Annotated in this window: 12 protein-coding genes, 1 tRNA gene and 1 pseudogene; 13 read left to right on the plus strand and 1 reads right to left on the minus strand. The window is 57.4% G+C overall.

All coding sequences use genetic code 11. From position 1 onward, the window contains the following. Together carB and greA are read left to right on the plus strand one after the other, a co-directional pair. A pseudogene (gene carB, locus ACWJ62_RS00005) lies at positions 1 to 582 on the plus strand (carbamoyl-phosphate synthase large subunit); the annotation flags it as partial. Between the two features lie 4 nt (positions 583 to 586). After that, entirely contained in the window at positions 587 to 1066 is a 480-nt protein-coding gene (gene greA / locus ACWJ62_RS00010) for a transcription elongation factor GreA (protein ID WP_449284354.1), read from the plus strand. Positions 1067 to 1141: 75 nt separating this feature from the next. Here the strand turns inward: greA and yhbY are convergent, their stop codons facing one another. Further along, complete coding sequence (gene yhbY, locus ACWJ62_RS00015; protein WP_148608902.1) at positions 1142 to 1453, minus strand: ribosome assembly RNA-binding protein YhbY; 312 nt, start codon at positions 1451 to 1453, stop codon at positions 1142 to 1144. Positions 1454 to 1839: 386 nt separating this feature from the next. On the opposite strand from yhbY, the gene ftsH reads away from it, so the two are divergent. From ftsH to truB, 11 genes are all read left to right on the plus strand, one after another. Beyond that, the gene (ftsH, locus tag ACWJ62_RS00020; RefSeq protein WP_449284355.1) at positions 1840 to 3783 is read left to right on the plus strand and encodes an ATP-dependent zinc metalloprotease FtsH; all 1944 of its coding nucleotides are present in this window, start codon (positions 1840 to 1842) and stop codon (positions 3781 to 3783) included. A gap of 94 nt (positions 3784 to 3877) precedes the next feature. After that, entirely contained in the window at positions 3878 to 4708 is an 831-nt protein-coding gene (gene folP / locus ACWJ62_RS00025) for a dihydropteroate synthase (RefSeq protein WP_449284356.1), read from the plus strand. Further along, the gene (glmM, locus tag ACWJ62_RS00030; protein ID WP_449284357.1) at positions 4708 to 6051 is read left to right on the plus strand and encodes a phosphoglucosamine mutase; all 1344 of its coding nucleotides are present in this window, start codon (positions 4708 to 4710) and stop codon (positions 6049 to 6051) included. Before folP ends, glmM begins: the two co-directional genes overlap by 1 nt. A gap of 75 nt (positions 6052 to 6126) precedes the next feature. Beyond that, positions 6127 to 6885, plus strand: coding sequence for a triose-phosphate isomerase (gene tpiA / locus ACWJ62_RS00035; protein ID WP_449284358.1), 759 nt, complete (start codon positions 6127 to 6129; stop codon positions 6883 to 6885). A 24-nt stretch (positions 6886 to 6909) separates the two neighbouring features. Beyond that, complete coding sequence (gene secG, locus ACWJ62_RS00040) at positions 6910 to 7290, plus strand: preprotein translocase subunit SecG (RefSeq protein ID WP_008171532.1); 381 nt, start codon at positions 6910 to 6912, stop codon at positions 7288 to 7290. Positions 7291 to 7297: 7 nt separating this feature from the next. Next, positions 7298 to 7382, plus strand: a tRNA-Leu gene (locus ACWJ62_RS00045). Positions 7383 to 7702: 320 nt separating this feature from the next. Beyond that, positions 7703 to 8164 (plus strand): ribosome maturation factor RimP, encoded by a 462-nt coding sequence (gene rimP, locus ACWJ62_RS00050; protein WP_088559066.1) that lies wholly within the window; start codon positions 7703 to 7705, stop codon positions 8162 to 8164. Between the two features lie 55 nt (positions 8165 to 8219). Then, positions 8220 to 9713, plus strand: coding sequence for a transcription termination factor NusA (nusA, locus tag ACWJ62_RS00055; RefSeq protein ID WP_449284359.1), 1494 nt, complete (start codon positions 8220 to 8222; stop codon positions 9711 to 9713). 18 nt (positions 9714 to 9731) lie between these two features. Continuing rightward, entirely contained in the window at positions 9732 to 12269 is a 2538-nt protein-coding gene (infB, locus tag ACWJ62_RS00060) for a translation initiation factor IF-2 (RefSeq protein WP_449284360.1), read from the plus strand. Between the two features lie 25 nt (positions 12270 to 12294). Beyond that, positions 12295 to 12717, plus strand: coding sequence for a 30S ribosome-binding factor RbfA (rbfA, locus tag ACWJ62_RS00065; protein WP_449284361.1), 423 nt, complete (start codon positions 12295 to 12297; stop codon positions 12715 to 12717). Beyond that, positions 12714 to 13655: a tRNA pseudouridine(55) synthase TruB gene (gene truB, locus ACWJ62_RS00070; RefSeq protein WP_449284362.1), complete on the plus strand. Its 942-nt coding sequence runs from the start codon at positions 12714 to 12716 to the stop codon at positions 13653 to 13655. The genes rbfA and truB overlap by 4 nt, the downstream gene beginning before the upstream one ends. The last annotated feature ends 43 nt before the right edge of the window (positions 13656 to 13698 follow it).

Genomic DNA, 13698 nt, shown 5'->3' on the forward strand with positions numbered 1-13698 from the left:
ACCCAGGAAATCATTCCGCGATACTACGCGGTAAAAGAGTCGGTGTTCCCGTTCAACAAGTTCCCGGCAGTAGATCCGATCCTGGGGCCGGAAATGAAGTCTACCGGTGAGGTCATGGGCCTGGGTGACAGCTTTGATGAGGCCTTTGCCAAGGCCGCTCTGGCTGTTGGTGAGCGCCTGCCGGCCAAAGGTACCGCGTTCATGTCAGTGCGGGATGTCGACAAGCCCGGCGCGGCGAAAGTCGCCCGTGATCTGGTTGAGGCCGGTTTCAAACTGGTGGCCACAACTGGCACGGCCAAGGCCCTGAAAGAGGCCGGAATCGAGGTTGATCGGGTGAACAAGGTCCGTGAAGGTCGTCCGCATATTGTAGATGCCATCAAGAACGGTCAGGTTCAGCTGATCATCAATACCACTGAAGGTCGCAAGGCGATTTCCGACTCGGCCCAGATTCGCCAGTCGGCATTGCAGACCAAAGTAACCTATACAACAACACTGGCGGGCGGCGAAGCCTTCTGCCGGGCCATCAAGTTCGGCCCGGAGCGCACTGTACGCCGCCTCCAGGATCTTCACGCAGGAAAGTGAGACTATGGCTGACAGAGTACCGATGACAAAGGCGGGCGAGACCCGTCTCCGCGAGGAGCTTCAGAAGCTGAAGTCCGAAGATCGCCCCCGGGTCATTGCTGCGATTGCAGACGCCCGGGAACATGGCGACCTGAAAGAAAATGCCGAATACCATGCTGCGCGCGAGCAGCAGAGCTTTATTGAGGGCCGGATCCAGGAAATCGAGGGCAAGCTTTCAGCCGCTCAGGTTATCGATGTGACCACCATGGAGAACACCGGCAGGGTAATCTTCGGTACCACGGTGTATCTGCTTAACATGGACACCGATGAGCAGGTGACTTACAAGATCGTTGGCGAGGATGAGGCGGATATAAAGGCAGGCAAGCTGTCGATTTCCTCTCCGATTGCCCGCGCACTGGTGGGCAAGACCGAAGGCGACGTTGTGGCGATTCGTGTGCCGTCTGGTACCGTGGAGTATGAGATCGAACAGGTCGAATACGTCTGATCCCATATTCGGGAAACAAAAAGCCGGCTGGGGTTTTCCCAGCCGGCTTTTTGTTTTTGATTTCCAGGCCTCGGATCAGTGCTTGTGGCGCAGCAGGTTGGAGAGCTTGGGGTTGGGCTTTTTGGCCCGACGCAGAATGACGGCGATCTTGCCGATGGTCTGGACCAGTTCAGCGCCAGAAGATTCGCACAGGGCAGTGATAGCTTCCTGTCTGGCGTCACGGTCCTGGCTCGCCACCTTGATCTTGATCAGCTCATGATCATTCAGTGCGCGCTCAAGTTCTTCCTGCAGTCCCTCGGAAAGGCCTTTGTCGCCAACAATGATGACCGGCTTGAGGTTGTGGGCAATCGCCCGGTATTCCCGGCGCTGTTCCGGTGAAAGACTCATGATGTAATCTCTTTATTGGTGCTATTAACAAAAGGTCAGCGGCGGATAGGCTGACTTGAACGTATAATCGGCGAATTGTAACAGATCGTTCTGCTGTAAGAATGGTCGTTAACACGTATCGACGTCGAGGCAGCAGGCAAAAGGAACCAACCGGTGGGACAGGGGTCAAAACGTCCGTGGAATTGGGGCTGTATTGAGTGTTGCTGTTGTAATTTCAGATATGGCGCCCAATATGAAGGTTAAGGCGACTTTTCATTAAAAAACTGTGTGCTGCGTGTGGCCGATACGGATGGGCCGTTTCTGGTGGACGGGCGTACAATTGGTGTAAGGTGTCAGAAAAGGGTGCTTTGCGAAAGGTTAACCCTACAATTCACAGGTGATGATCCTTGAACGATATGGCAAAAAATCTGGTTCTCTGGCTAATTATAGCCGCCGTGCTGCTGATGGTGTTTCAGAACTTTTCTCCCACCACCACCGGCCAACAAGTCAACTATTCCCAGTTTGTGGAGATGGTCCAGGAAGGCCAGGTCCGTCAGGTCACAATCGATGGGTTGCAGGTTCAGGGTACCCGTGGTGACGGCTCCCAGTTCCAGACAATCCGTCCTCAGGTGTCTGACAACAAGCTGATGGACGATCTGCTCGCGAACAATGTTGAGGTTATCGGTAAGGAGCCTGAGCGCCAGAGCCTGTGGACGCAGCTTCTGGTAGCTGCTTTCCCGATATTGATCATCATCGCACTGTTTGTGTTCTTCATGCGCCAGATGCAGGGCGGCGGTGGCGGCAAAGGCCCCATGTCGTTCGGCAAGAGTAAAGCGCGTCTGATGAGCGAAGATCAGATCAAGACCACCTTCGCGGATGTGGCCGGTGTTGATGAAGCCAAAGAAGATGTTAAGGAGCTGGTGGACTTCCTGAGGGATCCCAGCAAATTCCAGCGTCTCGGCGGCAGCATCCCCAAGGGTGTCCTGATGGTTGGCCAGCCGGGTACTGGTAAGACCCTGCTCGCCAAGGCCATTGCGGGTGAGGCGAAGGTGCCGTTCTTCTCCATCTCGGGTTCGGACTTTGTCGAAATGTTTGTGGGCGTGGGTGCATCCCGTGTTCGTGACATGTTCGAACAGGCCAAGAAGCAAAGCCCCTGCATTATCTTCATCGACGAGATCGATGCTGTCGGTCGCCATCGTGGCGCCGGTATGGGTGGCGGTCACGACGAGCGTGAGCAGACTCTTAACCAGCTGCTGGTCGAGATGGACGGTTTTGAAGGTAATGAAGGCGTTATCGTCATTGCCGCTACTAACCGCCCCGACGTCCTAGACCCGGCATTGCTGCGTCCGGGCCGGTTCGACCGCCAGGTTGTTGTTGGCCTGCCAGATATCATTGGTCGCGAGCAGATCCTCAAGGTGCACATGAAGAAAGTGCCCCTGGCTGATGGTGTCGAGCCGGTTCTGATTGCTCGTGGCACGCCCGGATTCTCCGGTGCGGACCTCGCCAACCTGGTGAACGAGGCAGCGCTCTTCGCGGCCCGTCGCAACCAGCGTCTCGTGTCGATGGAAGAGTTCGAGCTTGCCAAAGACAAAATCATGATGGGCGCCGAGCGCAAGTCCATGGTGATGAGCGAAAAAGAAAAGCGGAACACCGCTTACCACGAGTCTGGTCACGCGATTGTTGGCCGGTTGATGCCGGAGCATGACCCGGTCTATAAGGTGAGCATTATCCCGCGCGGTCGCGCTTTGGGTGTCACGATGTTCCTCCCTGAAGAGGACAAGTACAGCCACAGCAAGCGCTTCCTGATCAGCTCCATCTGCAGCTTGTTCGGTGGCCGTATTGCCGAAGAGCTTACTCTTGGCTTTGACGGTGTAACCACCGGTGCTTCTAACGACATCGAACGTGCGACCAGCCTTGCGCGTAACATGGTGACGCGTTGGGGGCTGTCCGAGAAGCTTGGGCCTCTGCAGTACGATACCGACAGCGAAGAGCCGTTCCTCGGCCGGTCTGCCGGTCAGTCCCAGACTGTGTACTCACCAGAAACGGCGCAGCGCATCGATGAGGAAGTCCGCAACATCATCGACAGCTGCTATGAAAAAGCCAAGCAGATTCTGGTCGACAACCGGGACAAGCTCGACATGATGGCCGACGCGTTGATGAAGTACGAAACCATCGACCGCCACCAGATTGATGACATCATGGAAGGTCGCGCGCCTCGTCCCCCGAAAGGTTGGGGAGACAGTGGCCCCGCTGGCGGAGTAAAGGCCGACGAGCCTGAGGCAGCGCCGGAGCCAAAGGCTTCCGATGACGGTCATCACCCCGGTGTTGGTCGGCCGGCCGGAGAGCACTAACGGCTAGCGGCCTTTAGTCATAAAAGAGTGTCGTTCCCTGCGCCGCCCGGATTCCGGGCGGCGTTTGTTTTTGCCATTGAAAAAAAGGTTTGCCATGAAAATGACTTTTGCCGGTCGAGAACTGGATATGTCCCGCTGCCACGTGATGGGCGTTCTGAATGTAACACCGGATTCGTTTTCCGATGGCGGCAAATTCAACCGGCCGGATTCAGCTCTCGTCCGCGCAAGGCAGATGGTTGCCGATGGCGCCACGTTTATCGACGTCGGTGGCGAATCGACGAGGCCGGGAGCGACACCCGTGTCGGTGCAGGAAGAACTGGACCGGGTGTGCCCGGTGGTTGAGGCAGCAGCCCGGGAGCTCGATGCGGTTATTTCGGTAGACACCAGTGCGCCGCAGGTGATGGCTGAGACGGCAAAACTGGGGGCCGGCCTGATCAATGATGTGCGGGCCCTGCAACGTGACGGTGCTCCGGAAGTGGCTGCAAAAGTGGGCATACCGGTGTGCATTATGCATATCCAGGGGGAGCCGGATACCATGCAGGATCGCCCCGAGTACCGGAATGTGCGTCGGGAAGTCAGTGCTTTTCTGACCGAGCGCATCCGTGTTGCAGAGCACGCCGGGATTCGGCCGGAAAACATTCTGCTTGATCCTGGCTTCGGTTTCGGTAAAAGCCTTGAGCATAACCTTCAGTTGCTGGCCTCCCTTGAGCAGATGCATATCCTGGGGCATCCCTTGCTGGTTGGCGTCTCCAGGAAGTCCATGCTGGGCACCATCACGGGCCGTGAGGTTAATGAAAGGTTGCCTGCGAGCCTTGCGGCCGCGACAATAGCGGCCATGAAGGGTGCCAGTATTATTCGTGTGCACGATGTCAGGGAAACAGTGGACGCTATCCGCGTGGTGGCGGCAGTGAAGGAGGCAGGTTAATGTCCGAGAGAAAGTACTTTGGTACGGACGGTATTCGCGGGCACGTAGGTGAATTTCCGATAACGCCGGAGTTCATGCTGAAGCTCGGCTGGGCTGCGGGCCAGGCCTTCAAGCGCGATGGTCAGCGCAACAGCGTACTGATTGGCAAGGATACCCGGCTGTCCGGTTACATGTTCGAGTCGGCCCTGGAGGCTGGCCTTGCGGCGGCGGGTGTTGATGTAAAATTGCTCGGTCCGATGCCAACGCCGGCGATCGCCTATCTGACTCGCACCTTCCGCGCTTCGGCCGGGATTGTGATCAGCGCCTCCCACAATCCCCACCATGATAACGGCATCAAGTTCTTTTCTGCGGCCGGCACCAAACTGGACGATGCTCTTGAAGCCGAGATTGAGCGATGGCTGGGCAAGCCAATTGAGGTCTGTGGCCCGACTGAGCTGGGCAAGGCGTCCCGCGTTGACGACGCACCGGGCCGGTATGTCGAATTCTGCAAAAGCACCGTGCCCAATGAGTTTACGCTCGACGGCATGAAGATCGTGTTGGACTGTGCCCATGGGGCCACCTATCACGTGGCGCCCAAAGTGTTTAGTGAGCTTGGGGCCAAGGTTTCGGTAATCGGGGGCGACCCCGATGGCCTCAATATCAACCTCAACGTTGGCTCCACGCACCTGGAGGCTCTCAAGGCAGCAGTGATTGAAAAAAGCGCTGATCTGGGGATCGCGTTCGATGGGGATGGCGATCGGGTTCTGATGGTGGATCGTGACGGATCCGAGGTGGACGGCGATGAGCTGCTCTACGTGATTGCCTCCCAGCGCTTTGCAGAGGGTCGCCTGAAAGGCGGGGTTGTTGGCACGCTGATGACCAACCTGGGTGTTGAGCTTGCATTGAATGAGATCGGTATCGAGTTCGAGCGTGCAAAAGTCGGCGACCGATATGTGATGGAGCGGCTGCTCGCCAACAACTGGGTTCTCGGTGGCGAAGGCTCTGGTCACATGGTTATCCGCGACTGCACAAGTACCGGCGATGGTATTGTTTCGGCGCTACAGGTCCTGCTATCAGTGTGGAAATCCGGCAAAACGCTAGCGGATCTGCGGAAGGGGATGAGCAAGCTCCCCCAGAAAATGATCAATGTTCGGGTGGCGCAACGTTTCGATCCGTTCAGTCGTGACGATATCGTGGCTGCGGTGCGTAAAGCCGAAACCGAGCTGGGCAGCTCCGGCAGGATTCTGTTGAGAGCCTCTGGCACAGAACCGCTGATCCGGGTGATGGCGGAGGGTCAGGACGCCAGCGAGATTCTTCGGGTAGTCGAGGAACTGGCAAAAGTTGTGGAGAAATCCACCGCTTAATTTTGTGTTTTCAGGCGGTTGTCTGCGGGGAGGGAGTGCTGTATAGTTCGCCCTCCCTCAAGTTCGGGAACTGTTATGCGTCGGAAGATTGTAGCCGGAAACTGGAAAATGAATGGGTCGAAAGACCTGGCACAAACGCTGGTAGGCGATGTGCGATCCCAGGCGGCCTCTCTTGATAATGGCGTTGAGGTTGTTATCATTCCTCCCGCCATTTATGTCCCGGACGTGGTTGCCAGCGCAGGTGATGCGCTGTCGGTTGGTGTTCAGAACGTGGGGCAGTGGGCGTACGGAGCCTACACTGGTGAGATCTCCGCGGACATGGCGCTGGACCAGGGCTGTCAATACGTCTTGGTTGGCCATTCCGAACGTCGCCAGCTCTTCGCTGAGACAGACGCTGCAGTGGCCGAAAAGGTCAGTCGCATTCTCGCTTCCGGGCTTCAGGCCATGGTTTGTGTTGGTGAAACCCTGGAAGAGCGTGAGGCTGGTGAGGCCGAAGCTGTCGTTGCCGACCAGGTAAAGGTAGGTCTGGCGACGGTCGCAAGCGACCAGTGGCAGCGTGTAGTGGTAGCCTATGAGCCGGTCTGGGCTATCGGGACCGGAAAAACCGCTACGGCACAGGATGCGCAAGCGATGCATGCGTCAATTCGGCAGGTGCTCGCAGAGATGGGCGCGCCGGCCAATGAGATATCCCTGCTTTACGGGGGCAGTGTAAAAGCGGATAATGCAGCCGCTCTTTTTGCCGAGCCGGATATTGACGGTGGTTTGATTGGCGGAGCGTCGCTCAAAGCAGAAGATTTTGTAAGTATTTGCCGGAGTGTTCCGGCGGGTACCTGAATTTAAAGGTTCGCGAGAGTCGTTATGGATTGGGTAGAGACACTGGTAGTCGTTGTGCACGTGGTAATCGCGGTGGCGCTGGTGGGTCTGGTGCTGATCCAGCAGGGCAAGGGCGCAGATGCCGGCGCTGCCTTTGGTGGTGGTGCCTCCCAGACTGTGTTCGGTAGCCAGGGCAGCGGTAGCTTTCTGACCCGCTTTACGACCCTGCTCGCAGTGGTATTTTTTGTAACAAGTTTCTCGCTGGCGATTTTTGCCAAGCAGCGTGCCGAAGTGGCAGGCGAAGCTGGTATTCCTGTTGTGCAGGAGTCCAGCAGTGCCGCCCCGGCTGATACCGCTGCTGACAACGGCGAAGCCGCAGCCAGCGAAGCCGAGGGTGGGGAGTCTGATCTCCCTGAGCTCGAGTAAGAATGTTGCCCGGGTGGTGAAATTGGTAGACACGCTATCTTGAGGGGGTAGTGGCGAAAGCTGTGCCGGTTCGAGTCCGGCCCCGGGCACCATATTTAAAGAAAAGCGGCTTGGAGTTTCCAGGCCGTTTTTTTTGGTCAGTCCTTGACCAGTCTGTCCGGCGTCTCTATACTCCGGCGGATATTGGGACCTGCAGCGTGTTATGGGCGGGTTTCTGGCAGGCCAGGTGTCTGTCAGCAGGAAGCGGTACACCGGTTTGCTTCCTGCGAGTTCTTGCAACAAAAGGCCCCATTGTCAGGGGCTTTTTGATTAAGGGGCCTGGCGCAAAGGGCCCTGGTGCATAAAAAGGGCTGATAAAACAGCCCTTTTTTTGTTTTTGAGGCCGGTAAATTGATAACGGAGAAGGCACAACTTGTCAGCCAAGCTTAAGCAACTGGAAGACATTCTTCAGCCCGTAGTGGAAGGTCTGGGGTATGAGTTCTGGGGCATTGAATTCCGCTCGCAGGGCCATCATTCCCTGTTACGGGTGTTTATTGACGATGCTGAAAACGGCATCGGCATCGAAGACTGTGAAAAAGTCAGTCGTCAGATCAGCGGTGTGATGGATGTTGAAGATCCCATCCAGACCGAATACACACTGGAGGTCTCATCCCCGGGGATGGATCGCCCGCTGTTTCGTCTTGAGCAATACGAGGCCTTTGTTGGTCACCAGGTTCAGATTCGTCTCCGGATGGCATTTGAAGGTCGCCGGAAGTTTCAGGGGCTGATCAAAGGCGTGGAAGGTGATGATGTGGTTGTGGTCGTTGATGATCACGAGTATCTGCTGCCATTCGACAGCATTGAAAAAGCCCACATCGTGCCGGTATTTGAGTGAGCGATTTGAATAAAGTCCGTGGACGCACAGTTGATTTTAAGGGCAGGGCAATCCAATGAGTAAAGAGATCTTGCTGGTGGTTGAATCCGTCTCGAACGAGAAAGGTGTCGAGAAGGATGTGATTTTTGAAGCGATCGAGCTGGCACTGGCCACCGCTGCCAAAAAACGCTTTGAAGATGAAGAGGCGGATATCCGCGTATCAATCGACCGGAAAACCGGCGAATACGAAACTTTCCGCCGCTGGTTGGTGGTGGATAATGATGCCGTTCCTGCACTGGGCACCGAGCTCACCCTGCAGGAAGCCGAGGAGATTGACACGGCCCTGAAGCCTGGCGATATCCACGAGGAGAAAATCGAATCCGAAGCCTTTGGTCGTATCGGCGCCCAGGCCGCCAAGCAGATTATCTTCCAGAAGGTTCGTGAGGCAGAGCGCACCAAGATCGTGGACAGCTACCGCGACCGCGTTGGTGAGCTGGTATCTGGTACCGTCAAGAAGGTCACTCGCGACAACGTGATTGTTGATCTGGGCGCCAATGCTGAGGCGTTGCTGCCGAGGGAATTCCTGATTCCGCGCGAGACGTTCCGTATGGGTGACCGGGTACGCTCCCTTCTGCTCGAGATCCGCACGGATCATCGCGGTCCCCAGTTGATTCTCAGCCGTACCTCCTCGCAGATGCTCATCGAGCTGTTCCGCATCGAGGTGCCGGAGATTGCGGAAGATCTGATCGAGATCCGCGGTGCTGCCCGCGATCCGGGTTCCAGGGCCAAGATTGCGGTGAAGACCAACGATCGCCGTATTGATCCCGTTGGAGCCTGCGTTGGTATGCGTGGTTCCAGGGTTCAGGCGGTGTCCAATGAACTGGGCGGTGAACGTGTCGATATCGTGCTGTGGGACGATAATCCGGCCCAGCTGGTCATTAACGCGATGGCGCCGGCGGAAGTGGCTTCTATCGTGATGGATGAAGACCGGCACACCATGGAAGTGGCTGTGGCGGAAGACAACCTGGCCCAGGCAATCGGCCGTAACGGCCAGAACGTTCGCCTGGCCACCGACCTGACAGGTTGGACCCTGAACGTGATGACCGAGGAAGAAGCCGGTGAGCGTCAGGAGCAGGAGTACAGCCGGCTTGTCGAGCATTTCATCGGCAATCTGGATGTTGATGAAGAGTTTGCCGGTGTGCTGATCGAGGAAGGTTTTACCTCTATTGAAGAGGTGGCCTATGTGCCGATGGAAGAGATGTTGGCGATCGAAGGCTTTGACGAAGAGACTGTCACCGAGCTGCGCCGTCGTGCCAAGGACGTCCTTTTGAACCAGGCCCTGGCAAGCGAGGAAGCGCTCGAGGGTGCTGAGCCGGCAGAGGATCTTCTGGGAATGGATGGCATGGACCGTAGCCTCGCCTTCAAGCTGGCCGGTATGGGTGTGCGCACCATGGAAGATCTGGCAGAGCAGTCGGTCGGCGACCTGCTCGAGATCGAAGGTATGGATGAAGAGCGTGCGGGTCAGCTTATCATGACCGCACGTGCCCCCTGGTTTGAAGACCAGGCTTAATTCGGGAGGAGGACCAGTATGGCTGAAGTAACGGTAAAACAACTGGCCGAAGATGTAGGCGCTCCCGTGGATCGTTTGCTGAAGCAGATTGTGGAAGCTGGCCTGAAAGCCCGCTCCGAGAATGATTCTGTCTCCAGCGATGAGAAGCAGCAGTTGCTGGCCTATTTGAGAAAGACTCACGGTGAGGCTGACGCCGAACCGCGGAAGATTACCCTGAAGCGTAAGACCACCACCACGCTCAAGGCCGGCAAGGCAAAGACCGTCAATGTTGAGGTTCGCAAGCGCCGTACCTATATCAAACGGGCTGAACTGCAGCCTGAGGCTGAAGCACCGAAACCGGAAGAGCCGGTAGCTGAGCAGCAGCCGGAGCAAGCACCGGTGGAAGAGGCGCCAAAGGTAGCAGCTGAGCAGGCGCCGCAGCCGGAAGCAGAGAAGCCTGCGGAGGCAGCGACATCAGAGCAGCCGGAACAGGCAGAGAAGGCCGAGCCGAAGAAAGAGCCCGAGCCGGTTCCCGCTCCGGAAGATATTCCGATGCCGCCGCCTGAGGGCGATGGCAAAGATCGCAAGCCGAAGAAAAAGAAAGAGAAAGTTCGCGAGCGCGGCGACGAGATCGAAGAGGGCAAGCCGAAGAAGAAGCAGGCTGGCCATCGTGGTCCTCGCAGTCGTCCGGTGGAAGAGCCGCTGGTTATCTCCGAGGATGAGGAAGAGACCACGCTGCGCAAGCCGCTGCGTGCGAAAAAGAAACCCAAAGAGAAGCGTCATGCTTTCGAGAGGCCGACCAAACCAATGGTCAGAGAAGTAGAGATTCCGGAAACGATATCTGTCGGCGACCTTGCCCAGCGTATGGCGGTCAAGTCGGCTGATGTTATCAAGACCCTGATGGGCATGGGCGTCATGGCCACCATCAACCAGGCACTGGACCAGGAAACTGCGGTTCTGGTGACCGAGGAGCTGGGTCATAAAGCCAAGACCGTCAGCGAGGATGCGTTCGAGGAAGAGGTTCTGAGCGAATTCTCCTTCGAGGGTGGCGAGAAAACCAAGCGGGCTCCGGTTGTGAGCGTGATGGGTCACGTTGACCATGGTAAGACCTCCTTGCTGGACTACATCCGCCGTACCAAGGTGGCCTCCGGTGAATCTGGTGGTATTACCCAGCATATTGGTGCCTACCACGTAGAAACCGATCACGGCATGGTTTCCTTCCTGGATACCCCGGGCCACGCGGCCTTTACCGCCATGCGTGCCCGTGGTGCCCAGTGTACCGATATCGTTATCCTGGTCGTCGCCGCCGATGATGGTGTGATGCCGCAGACCAAGGAAGCGGTGCAGCACGCCCGTTCCGCCGGTGTGCCCATCGTTGTTGCCATCAACAAGATGGACAAGGAAGGGGCGGACCCTGATCGAATCAAGAGTGAGCTGGCTGCTCTGGAAGTTGTCCCGGAAGACTGGGGCGGGGACGTTCAGTTCGTACCCGTTTCCGCTCACACCGGTGACGGCATCGACGCGCTGCTTGAGGCCGTCTTGCTGCAGTCCGAGATCCTTGAGCTTGAGGCCTCTACGGATGCACCGGCCAAGGGTGTGGTAGTGGAATCCAGCCTTGAGCGTGGACGTGGCTCCGTGGCGACCGTTCTGGTTCAGAACGGTACCTTGCGCCAGGGTGATATGGTTGTTGCCGGTGCCTATTTCGGTAAGGTCCGTGCGATGACCGACGAAGCCGGCAAGCAGGCCAAAGAAGCTGGCCCGTCGATTCCGGTCGAGATCCTCGGTCTGAACGGAACGCCGGACGCCGGTGACGAATTCTTCGCAGTTGCCGACGAGAAGAAGGCCAAAGAACTGGCTGAATTCCGTCAGAGCCGTGAGCGGGAGCAGCGTCTCCAGCGCCAGCAGGCAGCGAAACTCGAGAACCTGTTCGAGAACATGGGCAAGGACGAGGTCAAAACCCTCAATGTCGTGCTCAAGACCGACGTTCGTGGTTCGCTGGAAGCTATCACCAAGGCCTTGCAGGATCTCGGTAACGAGGAAGTCCAGGTCAAGATCGTATCGTCCGGTGTCGGTGGTATCGCCGAGACCGACGTCAGCCTGGCCATGGCAACCAATGCGGTTATCTTCGGCTTCAACGTGCGTGCTGACACAGCGTCCAAGCGCCTGGTTGAGCAGGAAGGTCTGGATCTGCGCTACTACAGCATCATCTACAACCTGATTGATGATGTGAAAGCAGCCCTGACCGGCATGCTGGCACCGGAATTCCGCGAAGATATCGTTGGCATCGCCGACGTGCGGGACGTGTTCCGTTCGCCGAAGTTTGGCCAGGTGGCCGGGTGTATGGTCACCGAAGGCACGGTATACCGTAACAAGCCGATCCGGGTTCTGCGGGACAACGTGGTTATCTTTGAAGGCGAGCTGGAATCCCTGCGTCGCTTCAAGGACGACGTGCCTGAAGTCCGTAACGGCATGGAATGCGGTATTGGCGTTAAGGGTTACGACGTAAAAGTCGGTGATCAGATCGAGGTCTTCGATCGCGTCCGGGTCGAGCGCAAGCTTGAGTCCACCGGCGCGTGATGCGCCCGAGTTTGAAGGAAGCCTAATGCCAAGAGAGTTCAGTCGTATTGATCGCATCGGCGATCAGATGCAACGGGAACTGGCCCAGCTCATCCAGCGGGAAGTCAAAGACCCGCGGGTGGGTATGGTCACGGTCAACGCAGTCAAGGTCAGTCGTGATCTTGGCTACGCCGATATCTATGTATCCCTGCTTTCCACCGAAGAACTGACAGAAGAGTCTCCGGAGGTCAGGGAATCGATTGCGGTGCTCAACAAGGCCTCGGGCTTTCTGCGCGGCCAGGTGGGTCGTGCGATGAAGCTGAGGGTTGTGCCCCAGTTGCGTTTCCACTTCGACACGCTGCAGGGTTACAGCCGCAAGATGGATAGCCTCATTCGGGAAGCGGTCGGCGATCAGCCGGCCGTGGATCGAACCAAAGACGATAAGGATGATCCGGAGCGTAACGCTTGAGCCGCAGACGCAAAGGCCGTGACGTTAACGGTATCCTCGTTATCGACAAGCCGATAGGTGTCACCTCCAACGGTATCCTGCAGCAGGTCAAGCGCCTGTTCGGAGCTGCCAAGGCGGGCCATACCGGTGCTCTTGATCCCCTGGCCACGGGCGTGCTGCCTTTGTGCTTCGGAGAGGCCACCAAGTTCTCCCAGATGATGCTCGACAGCGACAAAGCCTACATTGCTACCGCCCGGCTCGGAATTCAGACCGAAACTGGTGACAGCGAAGGCGCTGTTGTTGCCGAGAAACCGGTGCCCACGGATTTGACTGCGGATGTACTGGAGCCGGTTCTGGACGGCTTCCGGGGTGATATCCAGCAGGTTCCCTCCATGTACTCGGCGCTCAAGCACAAGGGGCGCCCGCTGTACGAATATGCTCGCGAAGGGATCGAGGTGGAACGTCCGGCAAGGCCGGTGACCATTTACGAACTGACGCTGCTGGATATTCGCGAGAATGAACTGGATATCGCGGTCAGCTGCACCAAGGGTACGTATATTCGCTCACTGGTTGAGGATATTGGCGAAGCCCTGGGTTGCGGCGCCCATGTCACGGCGTTGCGCCGTACCATGGCCTCGGGTTTCACCCTGGCCAATGCCCATGCCGTGAGTGACCTGGAAGCTATGCGCGAACGGGGTGAAAGCCTTGATGGTCTCCTTGTGGCACCGGATGCCGCGCTGTCCATGTTCCCCGAGCATCGTCTGGCGGGGCAGGCGCTGGTATCGATCTTGAACGGACAACCGGTTAGAATACCGGGCCAGGCCTATGAAGGGTTTGTGCGTCTCTATGCGAATGAGAGCGCTAACGAAAGCTTCGTGGGGCTGGCAGAAGCATTCCCGGAAGGCGAGGAGACCAATCTGGTCCCACGCCGACTGGTGAAGAGCAGCGGAAAGCGTTAGGCGCGCCGCTGTCTAGCCGGGCTGTAGAGATGCGCGGTTCGGC

It is taken from the genome of Marinobacter sp. PE14 (assembly GCF_053566155.1).